Here is a 23,732-nt window from a genome sequence, read left to right on the forward strand (position 1 = left end):
GGGTGCGTCACCCATCGTACGTGAACCGTGGGCGCGGTTGCCAGCGGATTAACGCCGCGCCTCGCTCAGCGCTCCTGGGCGCGCTGGCGCCGCTTCGCCGCCGCGATGGCGCGGGCGGTCTCCCGGGTGTCCTGCTTCTCCCGCAGCGTCTGCCGCTTGTCGAACTCCTTCTTGCCCTTGGCGAGCGCGATCTCGCACTTCACCCGGCCGCCGAGGAAGTACAGCGCGAGCGGCACGATCGTGTGACCGGTCTCCGACGCCTTCTGCTCCAGCTTGTCGATCTCCGCCCGGTGCAGCAGCAGCTTCCGCTTCCGCTTCGCCGAGTGGTTGGTCCAGCTGCCCTGCATGTACTCGGGCACGTGGATGTTGTACAGCCACGCCTCGTGGCCCTCGATCTGGACGAAGCCGTCCACCAGCGACGCCCGCCCCATGCGGAGCGACTTCACCTCCGTGCCCATGAGCGCCACGCCCGCCTCGTACGTGTCGAGGATGAGGTAGTCGTGGCGCGCCTTCTTGTTCTGCGCGATGAGCTTGCGCTCCGGCCCCTTGTCCTGGGCCTTCTTGGCAGGCTTTCCCTGCACGTTGACGAGTCCCTTAGCCATAGTGCGGTCATTTTCGCACTACGAGCCCCCTCCGAGGCCACTCAATACCGTGCGGGCCCGCTCCTCCGCCCCCTCCTCGGCCGGCAGGTCGGGCGCGATGCCGCGCCCGTCGACCTCGTGCCCGGCGGGGGTGCGGTAGTGACCCACGGTCAGCTCGGCGACGGAACCGTCCGGGAGGGCGCTCGGCATCTGCACCGAACCCTTGCCGAACGTCCGGGAGCCGACGGTGACCGCCCTCCCCCGGTCCCGGAGCGCCCCGGTGAGCAGCTCGGCCGCGCTCATGGTGCCGCCGTCGACCAGCGCGACCAGGGGCCGGCCGGTGTCGCCGCCCCGCTCCGCGTACACCGCCCGCTGCTCGCCCTCGACGTCGTACGTGGCGACCAGCCCGCCGTCGAGGAAGGCGGAGGCGGCGGAGGCGGCCTCGTCGACCAGGCCGCCCCGGTTCCCGCGCAGGTCGAGCAGGACGCCCGCGCCGGCCGGCGCGGTCCTGACGGCCTCCCGCACCCGGGCGCCGACGCCCTTGCTGAAGGCGGCGACCCGGATGACGACGGTCCGGGCGTCGGGGCGGGTGACGGTGACGGGCTCGGTCGCGAGCCGTTCCCTGCGCAGGGTCTGCGTCCAGGTCATGCCGCCGCGCCGGATCCGGAGGGCCACGGTCGAGCCGGGCACGCCGTCGCCGCGGAGCAGGGAGACGACCTCGGAGGCGGAGCGGCCGTCGGTGGCGATCCCGCCGACCGCGAGCAGCCGGTCCCCGACGCGCACCCCGGCCCGCCCGGCGGGACCGCCGGACCGCACCCGGGTGACCCGGATGCCGTCGTCCGCCGCGTCGGCGGAGAGGCCGACGCCGGTGTAGGCGCCGTCGAGGGACCGCTCGAACTCGGCGTACTCCCGCGGGTCGTAGACCGCGCCCCAGCGGTCGCCGCTGCGGCTGACGAACTCCTCGGCGGCCTGCTTGCCCGACTTGCCGTCGGCGGCCGCCTCGGCGGCGAAGCGGTGCAGGGCCGCCCGGTCGAAGGCGGCCCGGTCCGCCGGGCCGGTACGGGGCTCCCGCCCGGCGTCGTCCTCCCGGGGCAGTGCCCCGGTGGCGGCGCCGGTGGCGAGGACCCCGGCGAAGACGAGCGTGAGAACGGCCCCGCGGACGACACCGCGGGGCCGGAGACAGAGGGGTGCGCGGCCGGCCGGCATGGCGCCCACTCTAGGACAGGGCGGTGGCGCCGCAGGGGCTTTGGCCCGAGGACGCCATCCGTCGTCAGAGGTCTCTTCTCACACCTTCAGGTACTTGCGCAGCGCGATGAACGCCGCCACGGACGGCATCAGCAGGCCGATGACGATCACCAGCGGCAGCTGGGCGAGGACCACGTCCCAGCCGATGAAGTTCACCAGCGGCATCTGCTCGGCGAGGTTCAGACCGTGGTCGACGAGGAGGTACCGGCCGGCCACGAGCAGCACGCAGGCGAAGGCGCCGCCGATGAGGCCCGAGAAGGCGGCCTCCATGATGAACGGCATCTGGATGTAGAAGCTGGAGGCGCCGACGAGCCGCATGATGCCGGTCTCGCGGCGGCGGCTGAAGGCCGAGACGCGGACCGTGTTGATGATCAGCATCAACGCGATCACCAGCATCAGGAGCATGAGCGCGACCGCCGCGTAGTTGACGCTGCGCATCATGTTGAAGAGCGTCTCCAGGATGTTCCGCTGGTCCTGGACGGACTCGATGCCGTCCCGCCCCTCGAAGGCGGTGGCGACCACCTTGTACTTCTCCGGGTCCTTCAGCTTCACCCGGAACGACTCCGGCATCTGGTCCGGGGTGATGACGGAGGCGATGGCGGTGTCGCCGTACTGCTCCTGGTAGCGCTTGAAGGCCTCTTCGGCCGACTCGTAGTAGACGTTCTCGACGATGCTCAACTTCTTCAGATCGGCCTCGATCTGCTTCTTCTGCTCCGCCGTGACCGCGCCCTTGGCGCACTTGTCCCCGTTGGTGGCGTCGGCCTTGGTGCAGAGGTAGATCGAGACGTTGACCTTGTCGTACCAGTAGTCCTTCATCGTGTTGACCTGCTCGCGCATGAGCAGGGCACCACCGAAGAGGGCCAGCGACAGGGCCACGGAGACGATGACCGCGAAGGTCATCGTCAGGTTGCGCCGGAGGCCGACGCCGATCTCGGAGAGCACGAACTGAGCGCGCATGGTGTTCTGGATCCCCCGCCGTCAGTGCTGGTAGCCGTAGACGCCGCGCGCCTGGTCGCGGACGAGACGGCCCTTCTCCAGCTCGATGACGCGCTTGCGCATCTGGTCGACGATGTTCTGGTCGTGGGTCGCCATGACGACGGTGGTCCCTGTCCTGTTGATGCGGTCGAGCAGCTTCATGATGCCGACGGAGGTCTGCGGGTCGAGGTTGCCGGTCGGCTCGTCGGCGATCAGCAGCATCGGGCGGTTGACGAACGCGCGGGCGATCGCGACGCGCTGCTGCTCACCACCGGACAGCTCGCCCGGCATGCGGTCCTCCTTGCCGCCGAGGCCGACCAGGTCGAGCACCTGGGGCACGGCCTTGCGGATCTCGCCGCGCGGCTTGCCGATGACCTCCTGGGCGAAGGCCACGTTCTGCGCGACCGTCTTGTTCGGCAGCAGGCGGAAGTCCTGGAAGACGGTGCCGAGCTGGCGCCGCATGTGCGGCACCTTCCAGTTGGAGAGCCGGGCGAGGTCCTTGCCGAGGACGTGCACCTGCCCAGTGCTGGCGCGCTCCTCCCGCAGGATCAGCCGGAGGAAAGTCGACTTTCCGGAGCCGGAGGAACCGACGAGGAAGACGAACTCCCCCTTCTCGATCTCCAGGGAGACTTCCCGGAGCGCGGGGCGGTTCTGCTTCGGATAGGACTTGGAGACGTTGTCGAATCGGATCACGGATGCACCACGGTCGGCCGGGAGTAGGTGTGCGTGACCTTACGCGAACCGGGAAGCCCCGCGCAGTCGCGGTCCTGGCTTGTGTGCTTTATCCTTTTTCGCCCCCCTGGAGCGGGGCGGGGCCGTTTGCGACCGGGGCGCGCCGGAACCTCGCGGAGCTGGCACAGTGGTAGGGGGAACGTCCGGACGGTGCCGGCCGTTGTCCCGTGTGAGCCCCGTGCGGGAGGAGGAGAGCGTATGACCTACGACCGACTGGTGTGCGCCAGCTGCGCGGCCCCGGTCGCCGAGGGTCGCTGCCCCGTCTGCCGGGCCAGTCGCGAGCGACTGACACCCCAGGGCGGCCTGTCCCCCGCGATGGTGCTGACCCTGGTGATCGCCCTGCTGGGCACGCTGGCGCTGCTGGCGGCGGTCCGCACGGTCTGAGCGGTACGACGAGCCGGACGGCGGATTGACGAAGGGCCGGGGAGGAAGTCTCCCCGGCCCTTCGCCGTACTCATGTGTTCACGCGGCTCAGGCGGCCGCGCCCCGTCCGCCGGCCACCAGGCGCGGCAGGAAGCGGAAGCCGATGCCACCGGCGATCATGGTGGCGGCACCGATGATCAGGAAGGACGTCTCGGCCGCACCGGTCTCGGCGAGCTCCTCCTTGGCCTCGCCCTGCTGGACCGGCTGGGAGCCGGCCTGCTGGGTGTCGGTGTTGTTGTGGGAGCCGGTCGAGCCGTTGGAGCCGGTCGTGCCGGTCTCGACGCACTCGACGCCGTCGATGTCGACGGTGCAGTTGCCGGTGTCACCGCCGGTCGCGGAGGAACCCCCGGTGGTGGTGGCACCCGAGTCCGAGGTGGAACCGGAGCCCGAGGTGGAACCGGAGGCCGAGGTGGAACCGGAGCCCGAGGTGGAACCGGAGTCGTTGCCCCCGTTGCCGTTCCCGTTCGAGCCGTTGCCGTTCCCGTTGGAGCCGTTGCCGTTCGACCCGTTGCCGCCGTTGCCGTTGCCGCCGTTGCCGGCGTCAGCGCCGCCGTCGGCCGCACCGCCATCGGCACCACCGTCAGCCGCACCGCCATCGGCACCGCCGTCAGCCGCACCGCCATCGGCACCGCCGTCAGCCGCACCGCCATCGGCACCGCCGTCAGCCGCGCCACCGTCGGCACCGCCGTCAGCCGCACCGCCATCGGCGCCGCCATCGGCCGCACCGCCGTCGGCGCCACCGTCAGCCGCGCCACCGTCGGCACCACCGTCAGCCGCACCGCCATCGGCGCCACCATCTGCGGCGCCACCGTCGGCACCGCCGTCAGCCGCACCGCCGTCAGCGCCACCATCTGCCGCACCGCCGTCGGCGCCACCGTCAGCCGCGCCACCGTCGGCCGCGCCACCGTCGGCACCGCCGTCAGCCGCGCCGCCATCGGCCGCACCGCCATCGGCGCCACCGTCAGCCGCGCCACCGTCAGCCGCGCCGCCATCGGCGCCACCATCGGCCGCCCCACCATCGGCACCACCGTTGTCGCCACCCTCGGTGTCACCGAAGGTGGTGTTGCCCGTCGTGTCGCCGTTGAGCGCGCCGACGGTCACTTCAAGCGTCGCGGCGTCCTCGCTGTTGACGGCCTGCGCGGCGCCCGCCGCGGTCAGGGACGCACCGGCGATGATCACGGCACCGGCCGCGACTCGCGCCAGGCGGACTCGCGTCTTGTTGGTCATCTGGTTGCTACCCCCAGTAGCTTCATCTCGTCATGGGGCAGCGCCAGGGGCCCCGGGCACGGGAAGCGTCATGGTTACTGGACTGCCCCCGTTCACACGCGCCCCAGATATGCGCATGCCATCCAGCCACCCTTCCGAGTTTCCGAAGCAGCGTCAAGGCCGTTGCGCGTGCGATGCCCGAAAGATCACGATTTGAACGGCATGTGACGATGCAACTGTGACGTAAACCCGGAACTACGGGCTCTGCGGCGCCAGTTCCCTTGTCGACAAAGCGCTCCGGTCGCCCACGAACCGCTTGCAGCGGCGAACGCGCCGGGCCCCGCACCGAGAGGTGCGGGGCCCGGAAACGAACGCTGCGGGGCGGTTACTTCGCCTGCTCCTGCTGCCTGCGCCAGCGGATGCCGGCCTCCAGGAAGCCGTCGATCTCGCCGTCCAGGACCGACTGCGGGTTGCCGACCTCGAACTCCGTACGGAGGTCCTTGACCATCTGGTACGGGTGGAGGACGTACGACCGCATCTGGTTGCCCCAGGAGCTGCCGCTGTCCTTGAGGGCGTCCATCTTGGCCCGCTCCTCCTGGCGCTGGCGCTCCAGGAGCTTGGCCTGGAGGACGTTCATGGCGCTCGCCTTGTTCTGGATCTGCGAGCGCTCGTTCTGGCAGGAGACCACGATGCCGGTCGGGAGGTGCGTGATGCGCACGGCCGAGTCGGTGGTGTTGACGCCCTGGCCGCCGGGGCCGGAGGCGCGGTACACGTCGACGCGGAGGTCCGACTCCTCGATCTCGACGTGGTCCGAGGACTCCACGACGGGGAGGATCTCGACGCCCGCGAAGGAGGTCTGGCGGCGGCCCTGGTTGTCGAAGGGCGAGATGCGCACCAGGCGGTGGGTGCCCTGCTCGACGGAGAGGGTGCCGTAGGCGTACGGCGCCTTGACGACGAAGGTGGTCGACTTGATGCCGGCCTCTTCCGCGTACGAGGTCTCGTAGATCTCGGTCGAGTAGCCGTGGCGCTCGGCCCAGCGCAGGTACATGCGCTGGAGGCGCTCGGCGAAGTCGGAGGCGTCGACGCCGCCAGCCTCGGCGCGGATGTTGACCAGCGCCTCGCGCTCGTCGTACTCGCCGGAGAGGAGGGTGCGGACCTCCATCTCGTCGAGCGCCTTGCGCACGGCGGTCAGCTCGGTCTCGGCCTCGGCGCGGGTCTCCGCGTCGTCCATCTCCTCGGCGAGGTCGAAGAGGACGCCCAGGTCGTCGATGCGGCCGCGCAGCGCCTCGGCCTTGCGGACCTCGGCCTGGAGGTGGGAAAGCTTGCTCGTGATCTTCTGCGCCGCCTCCGGGTCGTCCCAGAGGGACGGGGCCGCGGCCTGCTCTTCGAGCACGGCGATGTCTGCCCTCATCTTGTCGAGGTCCAGGACGGCCTCGATCGACCCCATGGTCGAGGAGAGGGACTTCAGCTCTTCGGATACATCGACGACTGCCACGCGTCCAGCGTAACGGCTCCGGGCCCCGAGCCGAACCTGTGGCCGCCCGGCCTGTGGACAACCCGATCCGAAAGGTGCCCCGGGGCTACGGCGCGGGCTGCGAGGTCGGGCGGGAGTCCTGCGGCGGGGTGCCGTCGTCGCCGGCGAGCGCCAGGTAGCCGCCGGTGCCGAGCGCGGCGGCCGCGACGACGGCCGCGAGGCCGAGGGTGATCCGGCGCTTGCGGACGGCCCCGGCCTTGTTGCGGGCCGAGCCGGGCCTGCGGGCGCCGGCCGGGCGGGGGGCGCGGGCGGTGCCGTGCGGGCCGCCGGACAGCTCGTCCGGGCCCGGGACCCGCATGGAGGTGTGGGTGTCGCGGTGGGAGTCGGCGGAGGCGCCGGGCACCAGCGGGACGGCGGCGCGGCGGCGGCCGGTGTCGGCGGGCGCGCCGACGGAGGTGGCGTACGCGGGGTCCTCGTACGGCTCCTGGGGCGCGGGTTCGGCGTCGGGCTCGTCCACGTCCAGCGGCGGGATGCCCTTGAGGAGGGGCAGGACGTCGGCGAGGCGGGCGGCCAGCTCGGAGGCGCGCAGCCGGGAGGCGGGGGCCTTGGCGAGGCACTGCACGAGGAGCTGCCACAGCTCCTCGGGGATGCCGGGGAGCGGGACGACGGTCTCGGTGACGTGCCGGCGCAGGACGGCGCCGGGGTGGCCGCCGCCGAAGGGGGTGAAGCCGGCGAGGAGCTCGTACAGGACGGTGGCGAGGGCGTAGATGTCGACGGCGGCGCGGGGCGGCAGGCCCTCGACGATCTCCGGGGCGAGGTAGTCGGGGGTGCCGATGATCCGGGTGGCCTTGGTGCGGCCGGGGGTGTCGATGAGCTTGGCGACGCCGAAGTCGGTGAGGAGGGCCGGGTGGGCGCCGCCGGGGCCGAGCGGGCCCTCCATGTCGAGGAGGATGTTCTCCGGCTTCACGTCCCGGTGGACGACGCCGGCCGCGTGGGCGGCGGCGAGTCCCTCGGCGACGTCCTTGATGATCGCGACGGCGGCCTCGGGGGCGAGGCGGCGCTCGCGGTCGAGGCGGGTGCGCAGGTCGGTGCCGCGGACCAGGTCCATGACGAGGGCCAGGTCGTTGCCGTCGACGACGAGGTCGCGGACCTTGACCACGCGCGGGTGGTCGAGGCCGAGCAGGGCGGTGCGCTCCTGCACGAAGCGGCCGACGAGCTCCTGGTCGGAGGCCAGGTCCTCGCGCAGCAGTTTGACGGCGACGGGCCCCTCGGGCCCCTCGCCGAGCCACACCGTTCCGGCGCTGCCCCGCCCGAGGATCTGGTGGGTGGTGTAGCGACTGCCGATGTTCCGTGCCAAGACTGCTCCCTCAGCGGCTGCGGTTCGCGTCAAAGTTACGCGTCCCGGACCGCCGGACGTCACTCCCGGAGGGAAATCACCCCCCGGAAGTCGATAAATCGGCAGTACGACCGCGATTCCGGCGGGCGCCCGCCCCCTCAGGCCGGTCGTACCGCCCCGCTCCGGCCGGTCCTACTGGCCGGTACCGCCCGATCCGCCGGAGGAGCCGGTGGCGTCCCCGAGGGTGGAGACCCAGTCGGTGACGGTGGAGATGCCGTCGCCGATGGCCTCCCAGTAGCCCTTGCCCTGGGCGATCCAGTCCTGGAGCGGGGTGAGCTCCCAGACGAGCCAGCCGGCCACCACGAAGAGGACGACCATGATCAGGCAGCCCTTGAGGCAGCCCAGGCCGGGGATCCGCACCGGGTTGGCGCTCCGCTGGCGCGGCGGGCGCGGCTCGCGCGGGGCGGGCGGCTGGGGCTGCGGCCGCTGGGGCTGCGGCGGCTGCTGGGGCTGGGCGTACTGCTGCTGCGGGGGCTGCGGCGGCGCGTACGGCTGCGGGGCCGGCCGCTGGGGCTGCGGCGGGCGCTGCTGCTGATACGGCGGCGGCTGGTGGGGCTGCTGGTAGCCCTGGGGCTGCTGCTGGTACTGCTGCGGCGGCGGGCCCTGCTGGTACGGCGGGGGCTGCGGCGGCTGCTGCGGGCGGCGCGCGGGGCGGCGGCGCAGCGGGTCCTCGCTGGGGTCCAGGTACTGGACCTGGGTCTGCTCGTTGCGGTCACGGGCCGCGCGGAGCTGGGTCTGCCAGGGGTGCGGGTCCTCCGCCGGCGGGTTCGCCGGCATCGCGGGCATGACGGCGGTGGGGTCCGCCGCGCCGGCCGGGCCGCCCGCGGGCAGCACCGTGGTGGGGTCGCCGGCGCCGGCCGGACCGCTCGTGGGCAGGACGCTGGTGGCGGCGGCCGGGTCGAAGGCCGCGGGCGCGCCGGAACCGGTCGGCAGCACCTGCGTGGGGTCCGCGGCGCCGGGCGTGCCGGGGACCTGCGCCGGGTCGGGGTCCGGGGCGAGGAGGGCGCCGACGCCCTCGGCGGCCTCGATCTGGGCGGGCGAGGAGTGCACGCCGATGCCGGCGGCGACCGTGCGCAGGCCGCGCGCCAGGTTGACGGCGCTGGGCCGCAGGTCGGGGTTCTTGCTGAGGCAGCGCTCGATGACCGTCCACAGGGGCGCGGGCACCGTGGAGGGGCGGCGGGGCTCCTCGCTCAGGTGCATGTGGAGGACTTCGAGGGCGGTGCCGCCGGCGAACGGCGGGCGGCCGGTGACCAGCTCGTACAGCAGGATGCCGGCGCCGTAGATGTCGACGGCGGAGGTCTGCGGGCGGCCCTCGGCGGACTCCGGCGCCACGTACGCGGGCGTGCCGACGAACTCGTGGGTGCGGGTGAGGCCCGGGGAGTCGGCGAGGCGGGCGATGCCGAAGTCGGTGAGCATCGGGTGCATGGCGCCGTCGCGCTCGGCGAGCAGCACGTTGGCCGGCTTGAGGTCGCGGTGGACGACGCCGTCGGCGTGGCTGGCGGCGAGCGCGTCGGCGATCTGCGCGGTGAGGAGGGCGGCGGCGACCGGGGTCAGCGGGCCGCTCTCCCGGAGGTAGCGGTGCAGGTCGGGACCCTCGACGAGGTCCATGACCAGGGCCAGGACGTCGCCCTCGACGACCAGGTCGCGGGTGCGCACGATGTTCGGGTGGGTGAGCCGGAGGAGCACGGACCGCTCGCGCAGGAAGCGCATCACGATGTCCGCGTCGTTGGCCAGCTCCTCCTTGAGGACCTTGATCGCGACGGTCTCGCCGGGCTGGCCGGCCACGGCCGCCTCGGCGCCCGCCGTCTCCCGCTGGCGGGCTCGCCAGACGGTGCCCGTGGCGCCGCGGCCGAGCGGCTCCTCGAGCAGGTACTTGCTGCCGATAGGCCGCACGTCACGCGCTCCCTGCTGATCGTGGTCCTGGGTGGCCGGTGCCGCTCGGTGCGACCGAGCCGGGCCCCGGAGGCCTCTTGTCTTCTCACTTGTGACCCGTCCGGGTGTCCGACCCACTCTAGTGCCGCCGAACGGGTCACCGGTCGGTCGTCCACAGGCGGATTCCCGCGGACGCGTGCGGACCGCCGGGTCTCCGCGGAGGGCCCGGAGGCCGACCGCCGGGTGGCCGAAGGCTTTCCTTCCCCGCCCGCGCTCCGCCCCGGAATCCCACCCGGATCCCGGGGCGGACACCCGCCCGAGTGGCGTCCGAACTTGTCCGGAAGAAGACGCTCCCCCGCCCCGGATGGTTGCCACACCGGCCCCGCGCCGCAGGTCGACCCGGCGTTTTCGCGTCACACCGGGCGACCGCCGGCAACGGTTCAAGATCAATCCGGGGTGACCCGGCGGCAGGTTGTCGGCGGCAGGTGCGAGGATGCCTCCAGCACGTCGCATCGGTGGGGTCGGGAGCCCCCGCGCCGTGCCGACCTGTACCGGGCGACGCGTCCGTGCCGGGTGGGGGGTGGATCGGGGCGGTCCCCTGCCGGGCATGTCGCGCAGAAGGGACCGCTGACGGCGATGCAGATCCGGCTGACCGTCCTCGCGCCGCACGCCGGCCACGGCGCCGGGCGCGCCTGCGACGTGCTCGTCACGGCCCCCGCGGGCACCGCGCTGTCCGCCGTGGCCTCGAACCTCGCCGCCGCCGTCACCGGCCCCGACGCCGCCGCGGGCACCGGCACGCCCGTGCTTTACGCGGGCGCGGAGCGCCTGGACGCCCGCCGCTGCGTGCTGGGCGAGCCGCCCCTGGTGGACGGCGCGGTCATCTCCCTCCACGCCCCCGACCCGGACGACCGCACCGACCTCGCCACCGCCGGATCCGCGGCCCGGCTGCACGTGGTCGCGGGCCCCGACGCGGGCGGGGTGCACCTGCTGCACGGCGGGCCCATCAGGATCGGCCGCTCCGTCGAGGCGGACGTGCCGCTGGACGACCCGGACGTCTCGCGCGCGCACTGCACGGTGACCGTCGCGGGCGACGGCCGGATCACCGTCGCCGACCTCGGCTCCACCAACGGCACGACCCTCGACGGCGCCCCCGTCGGCGACCGGCCCGTCCGGCTGCGCCCCGGCGCCCTGCTCCGCCTCGGCGAGTCCACCCTCCGCCTCACGGCCCCGCACGACGCCGCGGACCCCGGCCCGCTCCCCACCTCCCCCGACGGCGAGGGCCATCTGCGCGTCCCCCTGCCGGCCACGCCCGCCGAGGCCGGCACGGGCGACGACGACGGCGGCACGCACGCGTGGGCGGACCACGGCCCCGGCACGTTCGCGGCGCCCCTGGAAGCCTCCGCCACCCCCGACGCCCAAACCGACGCCGGCCACGGACGGGCGCGGGAGCCCGAGGGCGGCGACGGCGGCGCGACGCACGCCCGCGTGCGGACGGCCTCCCCCAACGACACCGACCCGTCCGGACCGGCCACCCGCAGGACCGGCCGTCGCGGGCTCGGCGCGTGGGCCCGGCGCCTCGCCGGCGGCCGCGAGGCCGAGCCGGCGGCGGCCGGCGCCGGACCGTCCCCGGTCGCCGCCGCGTCGCCCCGGGCGGCCGGGCTCCCCGGCGAGACCGCCGCCCCCGACACCTGGCCCGACCCGTCGGCCGTGCTGCTCACCGCCCTCGGCCCGGGACCCCGGCTGTGGGAGCGGACGCCGGACCACCCCGAGGCCCTGACCGTCCGGCTCGGCACCGCCGACCGCGCGGAGCTCTCCGGGGTGCCCGTCACCGTGGGCCTGCGCGAGGCCGGCTCCCTGGGCCTGGCGGGCCCGGCGGACCGCCTGGCCGGCCTGGCCCGGGCCGTGGTGGCCCAGCTGGCCGCCCTGCACTCCCCGGCCGACCTGGAGATCGTGCTCGTCAGCGCGGACCGCAACCGGCCCCTGGAGGAGCGGCGGCGCGCCTGGGGCTGGCTCGGCTGGCTCCCGCACGCGCGGCCGGCGCACGGCCAGGACTGCCGGCTGCTCCTCGCGTACGACCGCGAGCAGGCGCAGGCCCGTACGGCCGAGCTGACCCGCCGGCTCGACGACGGCCCGCTCGGGCCCGGCTGGGCCAGCGCCGACCGGGCGGCGGTCGCGGGCGCGGCGGCGGCGTACACGGGTCCGGCGACGGTCGTGGTCGTGGACGGCGACCCGGGCACGGCGGCGCTGCGCGAGACGGTGGCCCGGCTCGCGGGCGCGGGCGCGGCGGCCGGCATCCATCTGATCTGCCTCGCCGAGGCACCCTCGGCCTCCCCCGCCTCGCCGCTCGCCGCGACGTACGAGACGGCCTGCGCGGCCTCGCCGGCCTTCCGCGAGTGCGGGGCGGCGGCGCTGCTCAGCGGGGACGTGGCGACGGCCCTGCGGCTGCTGCGGACCTCCGGGGGGCGGGTCGCGGGCCACGGCACGGTCGGTGTCGTGGACGCGGTCTCCGTCGCCTGGGCGGAGCGTTTCGGCCGCGCGCTGGCCCCGCTGCGGACGGACGCGGCGGCGGCCGCGCAGGGCCGGGCGGCCGCGCTGCCGCTCTCCTCCCGCCTCCTGGACGAGCTGGGCCTGGCCCGGGCCACCCCGGCGTCCCTCATGGCCCGCTGGGCGTCGGCCGGCGAGGGAACGGCGGTCCTGGGCGCGGGCCCGCGCGGCCCGCTCGCCGTCGACCTGACGGCGGAGGGCCCGCACCTGCTCATCGAAGGCCCCGCGGGCAGCGGCCGCACGGAGCTGCTCCGGGCCATCGCCGCCTCCCTCGCGGCCGGCGGGCGCCCCGACCGGCTCGGCCTCCTCCTGGTGGACGGAGCGGGCGGCGAGCGCGGCGAGGGCCTCACGGCCTGCACGGAGCTGCCGCACGTCACCGAACACCTGGTGGCGTCGGACCCGGTCCGCATGCGGGAGTTCGCCCAGGCGCTGGGCGCGGAGCTGAAGCGCCGCGCCGAACTGCTCGGCGACGGCGACATCGCCGACCTCCGCAGCACCCGCACCCTCATCGGCCAGCGCTCCGCGAGCCCCGCCGAGCAGCTTCCCGCCCGGGCCTCCGCCGACCTCGCCGACCGCCCCAGCGGCCGCACCCTGCGCACCGGCGCCGGCTCCGTGGGCGACAGCGCCCCCGGGGCCCGCACCCCCTACCAGTTCCCCCGCGCCTCCGAAGAGCTCCCCGACACACCCAGCGACCGCCTGGCCCGCGCCCCCCGCGCGGCCTACCCGGGCACGGGCGACATCCCCGGCGGCTCCGGCGGCCGTACGGCGTACCCGGGCGCGGGGGACGTCTCCTCCCCGGCGGGCGGACGGCTCGGCGGCCGGTCGGCGGGGGCGGCCGACCTCGGTGAACGGGCCAGCGGACGGACGCTGCGGACCGACGAGGGCAGGCCGGGCCCGCCGGGCGCGCGCGTGCCGCGCCCCGCGAGCGAGGAGGCCCACCTGGCCGCGGCGCGCGGCGGCGCGCCCCGGACGCCGCTGCCCCGGCTCGTCGTGCTGGTGGACGACTACGACGCCCTCGTCGCCCCGGCCCTGGGCGCCCCGGGCCGGCCGGCCGCCGGGTCGGTCGTCCGGGCCCTGGAGGCGGTCGCGCGGCACGGCGAACGGCTCGGCGTGCACCTGATCGCGACCTCCGCCCGCCCGGACCGGACCGCCGACACGGACCTGGCGCACGGCGCCCGCCTCCGCGTGGTCCTGGATGCCCCGCCGAGCACGCCGGGCCCGGAGGTACCGGCCCCGGGCCGCGGCCGGCTCGGCCACCCCGACGGCCGCGTGACGCCCTTCCAGGCGGGCCGCGTCACCGGCAGGATCCCGCGCACGGCGACGCTCCGCCCGACGGTCGTCCCCCTGGAGTGGGAGCGCATGGGCGACCCGCCCACCCGCCGCCCGGTACGCGAGCTCGGCAACGGCCCCACGGACCTGGCCCTCCTGGCCAGTGCCCTGGACCGCGCCGCCCGCTCCGTCGAAGCCACCCCCATGCCGCCACTGACCCACGCCTGATCCCCGCCTCCCCCGGAGGCCCGTCCGGGTTCCGGGCACGGTGGCCGGCGTGTCCCTCCGGGAGGGGCGGCGTGCGAGGAGTTCACCAGGACGGGCGCCACCCAGCCCAACGAACGAGGCAAGTGACGCACACCGGACATATCGTCAGAACGTGACGCCGCCCGATCACCGCCCTCACCCCCCTGACGCCGACCCGGCCTCCGTCCCGGCCGCCGCCCCCGCACCGCCCTCGCTCACCCGCTCGCCGTTCGAGTCGGACTCCTTCACCTCCGCCACCTTCGTCACCGTCGGGCGCGGCCCCGCCCTCGCGCTCGCCGTCGTCTGGGTGGTCACGCGGGTGGGCATGCTGGCGCTGCTCGCGAGCGACAGCCTCGGCATCGGCGGGGTCGGCAACGAGGTGCGGCTCCTCTACCGCCACTGGTACGGCTTCCTCGCCGACGGCACCTTCCCGCCCGGCGACCCCACCTGGCAGTACCCGCCCGGCGCCGGGCTGGTGGTGATGGCGCCGGGGGTGCTGATGCCCTGGCTCGGTTACGCGCAGGCGTTCGTCGCCCTGACCCTGCTCGCCGACGCGGCCGTCACCCTCGCCCTGGCCGTCGCCGACCGGGCACGGCTCACCCACGGCGCCTGGTACTGGGTGTGCGGCCTGCCGCTCCTCCTCCACCTGCCGTTGGCCCGGTACGACGTCCAGGCCACCGCCCTCGCCGTCCTCTCGCTCCTCCTGCTCAAGGCCCGCGCCCCCGCCGCGCACCGGCTCGGCGGGGCGCTCGCCGGGCTGGGGGCGCTGGTCAAGGTGTGGCCGGCGCTCGCGCTGATCGGCACGCCCCGGGGGCGTACCACCCGGGAGGCGTGGACGGCCGCCGCCGTCACCGCCGGCACGCTCCTCGCCGTCCTCGCCCTCCTCTTCTCCGACTCGCTCGGCTTCCTGCGCCACCAGGGCGCCCGGGGCGTCCAGGTGGAGTCCCTGGGCGGCACCGCGCTCGCCCTCGGCCGCGCCACGGGGCTCTGGCCGGGGACGACCGAGCTGCGCTACGGCGCCTACGAGTACGTCGGCCCGTACGTCTCCACCCTCGGCCACCTCTTCCTCCTGCTGACCGTCGCCGCCGTCCTCTGGCTGGTGCTGTGGCGGCTGCGCGCCGCCCGCTGGAGCGAGGCGACCCCGCTGGACGCGGCCCTGGCCGCCGTCCTGCTCCTCACCGTCACGAGCCGGGTGATCAGCCCCCAGTACCTGGTCTGGCTGCTCGGCCTCGCCGCCGTCTGCCTGACGTCCCGGCGGACCGTGATGCGGCCGGTGGCGCTGCTGCTGCTCCCCGCGGCGGCCCTCAGCTCGCTGGCGTACCCCGTCCTGTACGCCGAGGTCGTCACCGGCACGCCGCTCGGCCTGGCCGTGACGGTCGCCCGCAACGGCCTCCTCCTCGCGGCCGCCGCGGTGGCCGCCCACCGGCTGTGGCGGGCCACGGTGTCCCCGGTGCGGGAGTAGCCGAAGGCCCCGCCGGACGAGGTGTCCGGCGGGGCCTTCGGGTGTCGACGTCAGCTGTGCGCGCGCAGCAGCGTCCGCATGGTGCGCATCGCGACCGAGAGGTTCGCCAGGTCGAAGGTGTCCGAGCCCTGAATCTCCTCCAGGGTCGTCCGGGCGCGGCCCAGGATCGCCGCGTTCTTCTCCTCCCACGCCTTGAAGCGCTCCTCCGGCGTCGAGGTGCCGTCGCCGACGGCCAGGACGTCGGAGGTGAGGGCCGCGTGGGCGGCGAAGAGGTCCTCGCGGATGGAGGCGCGGGCCATGGACTGCCAGCGGTCGGCCCGCGGCAGCTCGATGATCCGGTCCATCAGGTCGGTGATCCGCAGGCGGTCGGCGAGGTCGTAGTAGACCTCGGCGACGGCCAGCGGGTCCTTGTCCGTGCGGTCGGCGATCGCGACGATGTCGAGCGTCGGGAAGGCGGACGAGAAGCCCGCGACGCGCACGGCCAGCTCCTCCGGGACGCCGAAGCCGGTCAGCTCGTCGAGGATCGACCGGTACCACTCCGCGTCCGAGCCGCGCAGCAGCTGCGGCAGCTGCTGCCAGACCCGCTCGACGCGGTCGGCGAAGAACTCGATGGTCTCGCCGATCGCGAGCGGCTGCGGCCGGTTGTTGAGCAGCCAGCGGGTGCCGCGCTCGACGAGCCGGCGGGAGTGCAGCCGCATCCGGGTCTGGACCTCGGCGGGGACCGTGTTGTCGAGGGCCTCGACGGCGTCCCAGACCTCGCTGAGCCGGAAGATGGCCCGGGCCGCGGTCTGGGCGCGGACGATCTCCTCCAGGGACGCGCCGGTCTCCTCGCGGAGGCGGTGCAGGAAGGTCGAGCCGCCGGTGTTGACGGTGTCGTTGACCAGGACGGTGGTGATGATCTCGCGGCGCAGCGCGTGGTTGTCGACGGCCTCGCCGAACTTCTCGCGCAGCAGCGTCGGGAAGTAGGCGTGGAGCAGACCGGCGAGGTACGGGTCGTCGGGCAGCCCGGTGCCGATCAGCTCGTCCGCCACCGTGATCTTGGTGTAGGCGAGGAGGACGGCGAGCTCGGGCTGGCTGAGGCCCTTGTCGGTGTTGAGCAGCTCGCGGATCTGCCGGTCGTTGGGCAGGAACTCCAGCGAGCGGTCGAGCGCCCCGTCGCGGCCGAGCCGGCGCATGAAGCGCTGGTGGGCGTGGAGCAGGGACGGCGACTGGGCGACGGCGTTGGCGAGGGCGGTGTTCTGCGCGTAGTTGTTGCGCAGGACGAGCCGGCCGACCTCGTCGGTCATCTCGGCGAGGATCTTGTTGCGCTGCTTGACGGTCATGTCGCCCTCGGCGACGAGCCCGTTGAGCAGGATCTTGATGTTGACCTCGTGGTCGGAGGTGTCGACGCCGGCGCTGTTGTCGATGGCGTCGGTGTTGATCTTGCCGCCGGTACGCTCGGGGCCGCCCGCGCGGGCGAACTCGATGCGGCCGAGCTGGGTGGCGCCGAGGTTGCCGCCCTCGCCGACGACCTTGGCGCGGACGTCCTGGCCGTCGACGCGGATGGCGTCGTTGGCCTTGTCGCCGACGTCGGCGTTGGACTCCGCGCTCGACTTCACGTACGTGCCGATGCCGCCGTTCCACAGCAGGTCGACGGGCGACTGGAGGATCGCCTTCATCAGCTCGGCCGGGGTGAGCTTGGTGACGCCCTCCTCGATGCCGAGCGCGGCCCGCATGTGGGCGTTGACCGGGATGGACTTGGCGGTACGGGGGTGGATGCCGCCGCCCGCGGAGAGCAGCGAGGTGTCGTAGTCGGCCCAGGAGGAGCGGGGCAGCTCGAAGAGGCGGCGGCGCTCGGCGTACGAGGTGGCCGCGTCCGGGTTCGGGTCGATGAAGATGTGGCGGTGGTCGAAGGCGGCGACGAGGCGGATGTGCTCGGAGAGCAGCATGCCGTTGCCGAAGACGTCGCCGGACATGTCGCCGACGCCGACGACGGTGAAGTCCTCGGTCTGGGTGTCGTGGCCCAGCTCGCGGAAGTGCCGCTTGACGGACTCCCAGGCGCCGCGCGCGGTGATGCCCATGCCCTTGTGGTCGTAGCCGGCGGAGCCGCCGGAGGCGAAGGCGTCGCCGAGCCAGAAGCCGTACTCCTCCGCGACGCCGTTGGCGATGTCGGAGAAGGTGGCGGTGCCCTTGTCGGCGGCGACGACGAGGTAGGTGTCGTCCTCGTCGTGGCGGACGACGTCGACCGGGGGCACGACCTCGCCGGCGACGAGGTTGTCGGTGATGTCGAGCAGCGCCGAGATGAAGGTCTTGTACGAGGCGATGCCCTCGGCCAGCCAGGCGTCGCGGTCCACGGACGGGTCCGGCAGCTGCTTGGCGACGAAGCCGCCCTTGGCGCCGACGGGCACGATGACGGTGTTCTTCACCATCTGCGCCTTGACCAGGCCGAGGATCTCGGTGCGGAAGTCCTCGCGGCGGTCGGACCAGCGAAGGCCGCCTCGGGCGACCTTGCCGAAGCGCAGGTGGACGCCCTCGACGCGCGGCGAGTACACCCAGATCTCGAAGGCGGGGCGCGGCGCGGGGAGGTCCGGGATGGCCTGCGGGTCGAACTTCATCGACACGTAGGAGTGCGGCCGGCCGGCCGCGGTCTTCTGGAAGAAGTTGGTCCGCAGCGTCGCCTTGATGACGGTGAGGAAGGACCGCAGGATCCGGTCCTCGTCCAGGCTGGCGACCTGGTCGAGGGCGCCGTCGAGCTCCTCCAGGATGCCGTCGATGAGCTCGGTGCCGGCGCGCTGGCGCTCCGGTGCCATCCGCGCCTCGAAGAGGGAGACGAGCAGCCGGGTGGTGTGGACGTTGTTGCGGAGGGTGTCCTCCATGTAGTCCTGGCTGAACGGCGAGCTGGCCTGGCGGAGGTACTTGGCGTAGGCGCGCAGCACCATCGCCTCGCGCCAGGTGAGCCCGGCGGACAGGACGAGGGAGTTGAAGTTGTCGTTCTCGGCCTCGCCGGTCCAGGTGGCGGCGAAGGCCTCCTGGAAGCGCTCGCGGGCGTCGTCGCCGACGAAGTCGCCGCCGTTGCCGGTGGGCGCGGGCATCCGCAGGCCGAAGTCGTAGATCCAGGCGTGGGTGCGGTCGGCGCAGCGGAGCTCGTAGGGGCGCTCGTCGGTGACCTCGACGCCGAGGCGGTTGAGGACCGGCAGGACGGCGGAGAGGGAGACCTGCTCGCCGGTCTTGTAGATCTTGAAGCGGCGCTCGCCGGGGCCGGCGGCGACGGGCTCGTACAGGGAGAGCGCGAAGTCCTTGCCGCCGGAGATGAGCGCTTCCATGCGGACGAGGTCGGCGACGGCGGCGCGCGGCGAGTGGTCGGCCTTGTAGCCCTCGGAGAAGGCGTTGCCGTAGCGGCGGAGCAGTTCGGCGGCGCGCTCCTCGCCGAACTCGGCGTTGAGGGCCTCGCCGAAGCCGTCGGCCCAGGAGCGGGCGGCCTCGACGAGCCGGGCCTCGATGCGGTCCACGTCGGCGTCGGTGAGGGCGGTGAGGACCGTGCCCGGCTCGACGCGGATGACGAAGTGGAGGCGGGAGAGGATCGACTCGGTGTTCCAGGCGGTGAAGTCGACGGAGGCGCCGTTCAGCTCCTCCTTGAGGATCTCGATGATCCGCAGCCGGACGCGGGTGGTGTAGCGGTCGCGCGGCAGGTAGACGAGGGCCGAGTAGTAGCGGCCGTACTCGTCCTGGCGCAGGTAGAGGCGCAGCCGGCGCCGCTCCTGGAGGTACAGGACGCTGGTGACGATGGACCGGAGCTGGTCGACCGGGGTCTGGAACAGCTCGTCGCGCGGGTAGGTCTCCAGGATCTGGAGCAGGTCGCGGCCGTCGTGGCTGTTCGGGGAGAAGCCGGCGCCGGCCAGCACCTCCTGGACCTTGCGCTTGACGACGGGCACGCGGCGCACGGACTCGGTGTACGCGGCGGAGGAGAAGAGGCCGAGGAAGCGGCGCTCGCCGATGACGTTGCCGTCGGCGTCGAACTTCTTCACGCCGACGTAGTCGAGGTACGAGGGGCGGTGCACGGTCGCGCGGCTGTTGGCCTTCGTCAGGATGAGCAGCTTGTGCTCGCGGGCCTTGGCGCGGGCGTCGGCGGGCAGCCGGCTGAAGGACGGGGAGACCGGGTGGGCGTGGTGGCCGGACTCGCCGTCGGTGTGGTGCGGGTCGGAGCGCAGGATGCCGAGGCCGGTGCCGGGGACGGCGGCGAGCGCGTCGCCGTCGACGAGCTCGTACTCGCGGTAGCCGAGGAAGGTGAAGTGGTCGTCGGCGAGCCAGCGCAGCAGCTCCTGGGCCTCCTCGACCTCGGTGGGCCGCAGGTCGGAGGCGGTGGGCTCGGCGGGGAGGCCGTCGGCGATGCGCAGCGCGGCGTCGCGCATCTTCTCCCAGTCCTCGACGGTCTCGCGGACGTCGGAGAGGACGCGGAGCAGGTCGGCGGTGATCTGCTTGAGGTCGGCCTTGTCGGTCTCGCGGTCGATCTCGACGTGGATCCAGGACTCGGCGAGCGCGTCGTGCGGCAGCTCGCCGTGGATCTGGGTCGACAGGACCTCGATGAGCCGGCCGGTGATGTCGCGGCGGACGAGGACCTGCGGGTGGATCACGACGTGGATGCCGCGGCCCTGGCGGGACAGCTCGTTGGTGACGGAGTCGACGAGGAAGGGCATGTCGTCGGTGACGACCTCGACGACGGAGTGGCTGCTGGTCCAGCCGTTCTCCTCGACCGTCGGGGTGTGCACGCGGACGTTCGCGGTGCCCTGGGGCCGGTTTTCCGCGAGCTTGTAGTGGGAGAGCGCGGCACCGAAGACGTCGTCCGGATCGCGGTCGGAGAGGTCCTCGGGGGCGGTGTGCAGGTAGTAGCGCTGGAGATAGTCGAGCACGGTGTCCCGGGCCGGGCGCGCGCCCTCCGGGCCCGTCGGAAGTCGCCCCCCGACCGGGCTGTGCTCAGCTACGCGGGCGGCCCTCTCGAGCAGCTCGGCCTTTGCTTCGTCCAGCTTGGTCTGCATGTCCTCTGCTCCTGTCGCGCGCCGTTGCGTGACGTCGGTGGAAGAAAGAAAGGGCACAACGCCTCGACGCGGTGGTTCCTGTCGAGGACGACGCTATGCCCGGATGAGAGATGCCCGGATCGAAACCGGCCACGGAGGGCGGCGTTTCCGGACGGAGGGGATCGGCGAACGCACGGGCGGCCCGGCCGCGTGAGCGGACCGGGCGGCAGCCGGGGGCCGCACTGCCCCCGCGGCGTATCGCGCTGATCACGGGAAAAGCCTATCTCTCCGGCCCCCCGCGCCGTCATGAGCCGTATGTGTACAAAAGCGGGGGTGGAAGTTTGACGTTCTGGACAGCGACACATGCACTCTTGGCGGATCGCGCGGAACCGTGCAGCGTGGACGCGTGCACGACGAGGACCGACCGTCCCTGGAGACCGGGAGAGCCATGGCGAAGATCTTGATCGTGACGGGTGACGCTGCGGAGTCGCTGGAGGTGTTGTACCCGTACCAGCGTCTGCTCGAAGAAGGGTACGAGGTCGACATCGCGGCCCCGGCGCGCAAGCAGCTCCGCTTCGTCGTCCACGACTTCGAACCGGGCTACGACACGTACACCGAGAAGCCGGGCTACACCTGGCCCGCCGACCTCGCCTTCTCCGAGGTCGACCCGGGCGACTACGTGGCCGTGGTGATCCCGGGCGGCCGCGCCCCGGAGTACCTCCGCAACGACCCGGAGCTCCGCAAGATCCTCAAGTCCTTCTTCGACGCCGACAAGCCGGTGGCGCAGATCTGCCACGGCCCGCTGCTCACGGCGGCGGTCGGCGGCCTGGAGGGCCGCAGGGTCACCGCGTACCCGGCCCTGGAGTTGGACATGCAGGCGGCGGGCGCCGACTTCCAGGACTCGGCGGCGGTCGTCGACGGCCTGCTCGTCTCCTCGCGGGCCTGGCCGGACCATCCGACGTGGATGCGCGAGTTCCTGAAGGTGCTGCGCGCGAAGGGCTGAGCCCGGCGGGGGCGGCGCCGCGCGGACCGCCCCCGTACGCGGGTCAGACCAGCTCCTCCGCGACGGCGACGGCCTCCTCCAGGGAGTCGACGACCGGCACGCCGACCCGTTCCAGCGAGGCCCGGCTGTGCGAGCCGCCGGTGAAGAGCACGGCCTTCGCGCCGACGTGCGCGGCGGCCACCGCGTCGTCGGCGGCGTCACCGATGACGACGATCCGCTCGGCCGGGACGGCCAGCGCCCGCAGGTGGCGCACCATGTGCCCGGACTTGCCGTCCGTGGAGCTGTCGGGGCGTCCGTCGACCCGGACGAACCGCTCCGCGATCCCGTACCGCCGCACCAGCGGCACCAGGTCGGCGTGCGGGGCGAGCGAGAGCAGCGACTGGGTGGCGCCGGCCGCCTGCCGGGCGGCCAGCAGCTCGGCGGCGCCCGGGGTCAGCCCGCAGCCCTCGGCCCGCGCCCAGTAGTAGCGGTGGAAGGTGCCGTCCATCAGGGTCCACTCGGCGTCGGTGGGCAGCCGGCCCATCAGCCGCTCGTAGAACCTCGGCACCGGAACGGTGTACAGCTCGCGGTACCGCTCCAGCGTGATCGGTTCGAGGCCGAGCTCCGCGAAGGCGGCGTTGGTGGCGCCGATGACGGCGGCGATGTCGTCGAGCAGGGTGCCGTTCCAGTCCCAGACCAGATGCTTCCCCGAGTGGTGCTTCCCCATGGAGTGACGGTACAGCCCGCGGCCTCAGCCGAGGAGGGAGGGGATCTCCTGGATCCCGAACCAGAGCAGCTCGTGGTCCTCGACCCCGTCCACGACGAACTGGGCGTCGTCGTCGCCCTGGTCGGCGGCGCCGAGCGCGGCGGCCGCGGCGGTCACGTCCGCCTCGGCGTCGTCGGCGTCGGCGTGCACGGCGGCGGCCTTCGCGAGGACCACGGGCCCGGCGATCCGGACCTCGCCGATCGCGCCGGGGTCGAGCCCCCGGTCCGGGTCCACGACGGCGTCCTTGTCGGCGACGTCGACGGCCACGACCACCCGGCGGCGCGGCGCCTCCGGATCCCCCGCGACGAGCCGCAGCGACGCGGCGGCGGCCCGGCTGAGCGCCGCGTACTCCAGCTCCTCGATGTCGTCCGAGACGTACCACTCGCGCAGCGCCGGGGTCACCGCGTAGGCGGTCAGCGGCCCGGGGCCCACCTCGCCCGCCTTGTGCGCCTGTGCGAGACCGGGGAGGGTCAGAGGGACGTACACGCGCATGGCTGGCCGCTTTCGTAGTCGGAAACGCCCTCAGGATACGTCCGCCGCCCTCGCCCCGGGATGTCCACCCGTGGCCCCGCGCCACCCTGATAGGCGAATCACCCTGCGTGTCCGCCCCCGCGCCGCGCCCCTTGCGGCCCCCGCCACCCGCCCCGTACAAGATCCCCACGGAAAGTTACCGACCGGTACCGCACGGTCACGCTCCGAAGGGACCGCCATGCGCCAGCAACCCCCCGCACCCACGACCGCCCCCGAGACCCCGGGCCCCGGGCCCGCTCGGGCCCAGCACCCCGGCACACCGGTCGCTAGCGCCCCGCGCCGGCCCGCCACCGCCGACGCCGCGCCCACGACCGCCCCCGAGGCCCCCGATCCCGGGCCCGCTCGGGCCCAGCACCCCGGCACACCGGTCGCTAGCGCCCCGCTCCGACCCGCCACCGCCGACGCCGCACCCACGACCGCCGCCGCGGCGACCGCCCGGAGGAGCCCCGGCACCCCGGCGCACCCGGCCCCCACCGTCCCCCGGCCCCGCGGCCTCCCGGCCGCCCTCCACGCCCACGCCACGGCCCCGGCCGGCGGCGGCCGAGCCGCCGCCCTCGCCGCCGCGCGCACCGCCCACCGTCCCGGCGGCCCCGGGGGCCCCGCGCGTCCCACCGTGCCCGGGCAGGGCGGGCCCGGCGGGCGGCCCGGCCGACCCGGCCCGGGCGCCGCCTCCCGCCGGGAACTCCCCGTGCACACCGCGTTCGCCGAACGGCTGGTCGCCGTGCTCAGCGGGGAGCGGCCCGTGCACTCCATGCTGGGGCTGACCGTCGGGGAGGCGTACGAACAGCTCGTCCGGCTCGCGCCGAGGACCGTGCCGCGCGGGCTCGGGGCCCGGCCCGTCCTGCGTCGGTGCGCCGCCCAGCCGCACTCCGGCGACGCCGTCCTGGAGGTCTTCGCCTCCCTCGCCGCCGGCCACCGCGTCCGCGCCCTCGCCTTCCGCCTGGAACGCGGCGACGACCACCGCTGGCGGTGCGCCGCCGTCGAACTCGACGGCCTCGGCCGACTCGTCGGCGGCGCCCAGCCATGACGAAGGGCCC

16 protein-coding genes are annotated in these 23,732 nt (G+C 74.2%); 5 read left to right on the forward strand and 11 right to left on the reverse strand.

All coding sequences use genetic code 11. The annotated features are described in order from the left end of the window. Positions 1 to 65: 65 nt before the first annotated feature. From smpB to ftsE, 4 genes are all read right to left on the reverse strand, one after another. The gene (gene smpB / locus ACFZCF_RS05215) at positions 66 to 602 is read right to left on the reverse strand and encodes an SsrA-binding protein SmpB (RefSeq protein ID WP_388441635.1); all 537 of its coding nucleotides are present in this window, start codon (positions 600 to 602) and stop codon (positions 66 to 68) included. Between the two features lie 18 nt (positions 603 to 620). Then, entirely contained in the window at positions 621 to 1,787 is a 1,167-nt protein-coding gene (locus ACFZCF_RS05220) for a S41 family peptidase (RefSeq protein WP_388441638.1), read from the reverse strand. Between the two features lie 78 nt (positions 1,788 to 1,865). Further along, a complete protein-coding gene (ftsX, locus tag ACFZCF_RS05225; protein WP_388441641.1) occupies positions 1,866 to 2,783 on the reverse strand; it encodes a permease-like cell division protein FtsX in 918 nt (305 codons plus the stop codon). A 21-nt stretch (positions 2,784 to 2,804) separates the two neighbouring features. Next, the gene (gene ftsE, locus ACFZCF_RS05230; RefSeq protein WP_031008389.1) at positions 2,805 to 3,494 is read right to left on the reverse strand and encodes a cell division ATP-binding protein FtsE; all 690 of its coding nucleotides are present in this window, start codon (positions 3,492 to 3,494) and stop codon (positions 2,805 to 2,807) included. 237 nt (positions 3,495 to 3,731) lie between these two features. On the opposite strand from ftsE, the gene ACFZCF_RS05235 reads away from it, so the two are divergent. After that, positions 3,732 to 3,917 (forward strand): hypothetical protein, encoded by a 186-nt coding sequence (locus ACFZCF_RS05235; protein ID WP_388441645.1) that lies wholly within the window; start codon positions 3,732 to 3,734, stop codon positions 3,915 to 3,917. A gap of 87 nt (positions 3,918 to 4,004) precedes the next feature. Here the strand turns inward: ACFZCF_RS05235 and ACFZCF_RS05240 are convergent, their stop codons facing one another. From ACFZCF_RS05240 to ACFZCF_RS05255, 4 genes are all read right to left on the reverse strand, one after another. Then, complete coding sequence (locus ACFZCF_RS05240) at positions 4,005 to 5,183, reverse strand: hypothetical protein (RefSeq protein WP_391284707.1); 1,179 nt, start codon at positions 5,181 to 5,183, stop codon at positions 4,005 to 4,007. Between the two features lie 364 nt (positions 5,184 to 5,547). Then, on the reverse strand, positions 5,548 to 6,657 hold the full coding sequence (gene prfB / locus ACFZCF_RS05245) for a peptide chain release factor 2 (protein ID WP_388441651.1): 1,110 nt from the start codon (positions 6,655 to 6,657) through the stop codon (positions 5,548 to 5,550). 85 nt (positions 6,658 to 6,742) lie between these two features. Beyond that, a complete protein-coding gene (locus ACFZCF_RS05250) occupies positions 6,743 to 7,993 on the reverse strand; it encodes a serine/threonine-protein kinase (protein WP_388441654.1) in 1,251 nt (416 codons plus the stop codon). Between the two features lie 171 nt (positions 7,994 to 8,164). Beyond that, positions 8,165 to 9,925 carry a protein kinase gene (locus ACFZCF_RS05255; protein WP_388441657.1) on the reverse strand — a complete coding sequence of 587 codons (1,761 nt, stop codon included), beginning with the start codon at positions 9,923 to 9,925 and terminating at the stop codon, positions 8,165 to 8,167. Between the two features lie 615 nt (positions 9,926 to 10,540). Between ACFZCF_RS05255 and ACFZCF_RS05260 the strand changes: the two genes are divergently transcribed. Both ACFZCF_RS05260 and ACFZCF_RS05265 read left to right on the forward strand, forming a co-directional pair. Then, positions 10,541 to 13,945, forward strand: a complete 3,405-nt coding sequence (locus ACFZCF_RS05260) for an FHA domain-containing protein (RefSeq protein WP_391284711.1) — start codon at positions 10,541 to 10,543, stop codon at positions 13,943 to 13,945. 151 nt (positions 13,946 to 14,096) lie between these two features. Beyond that, positions 14,097 to 15,425, forward strand: coding sequence for a glycosyltransferase 87 family protein (locus ACFZCF_RS05265; RefSeq protein WP_391284714.1), 1,329 nt, complete (start codon positions 14,097 to 14,099; stop codon positions 15,423 to 15,425). 50 nt (positions 15,426 to 15,475) lie between these two features. On the opposite strand, the gene ACFZCF_RS05270 is transcribed toward ACFZCF_RS05265, so the two are convergent. Next, positions 15,476 to 20,437: an NAD-glutamate dehydrogenase domain-containing protein gene (locus ACFZCF_RS05270; RefSeq protein ID WP_391284715.1), complete on the reverse strand. Its 4,962-nt coding sequence runs from the start codon at positions 20,435 to 20,437 to the stop codon at positions 15,476 to 15,478. 427 nt (positions 20,438 to 20,864) lie between these two features. Here ACFZCF_RS05270 and ACFZCF_RS05275 point away from each other — a divergent pair, with 427 nt between their 5' ends. Continuing rightward, positions 20,865 to 21,419, forward strand: coding sequence for a DJ-1/PfpI family protein (locus ACFZCF_RS05275; protein WP_031008360.1), 555 nt, complete (start codon positions 20,865 to 20,867; stop codon positions 21,417 to 21,419). Positions 21,420 to 21,462: 43 nt separating this feature from the next. On the opposite strand, the gene ACFZCF_RS05280 is transcribed toward ACFZCF_RS05275, so the two are convergent. Next, positions 21,463 to 22,125 carry an HAD family hydrolase gene (locus ACFZCF_RS05280; RefSeq protein ID WP_391284718.1) on the reverse strand — a complete coding sequence of 221 codons (663 nt, stop codon included), beginning with the start codon at positions 22,123 to 22,125 and terminating at the stop codon, positions 21,463 to 21,465. A gap of 24 nt (positions 22,126 to 22,149) precedes the next feature. Continuing rightward, complete coding sequence (locus ACFZCF_RS05285; RefSeq protein WP_391284720.1) at positions 22,150 to 22,656, reverse strand: DUF6912 family protein; 507 nt, start codon at positions 22,654 to 22,656, stop codon at positions 22,150 to 22,152. A 217-nt stretch (positions 22,657 to 22,873) separates the two neighbouring features. On the opposite strand from ACFZCF_RS05285, the gene ACFZCF_RS05290 reads away from it, so the two are divergent. After that, positions 22,874 to 23,722 (forward strand): Rv3235 family protein, encoded by an 849-nt coding sequence (locus ACFZCF_RS05290; protein WP_391284722.1) that lies wholly within the window; start codon positions 22,874 to 22,876, stop codon positions 23,720 to 23,722. Positions 23,723 to 23,732 lie beyond the last annotated feature (10 nt).

Origin of the sequence: Streptomyces sp. NPDC007945, from assembly GCF_042958885.1 — a bacterium.
Taxonomy (GTDB): domain Bacteria; phylum Actinomycetota; class Actinomycetes; order Streptomycetales; family Streptomycetaceae; genus Streptomyces.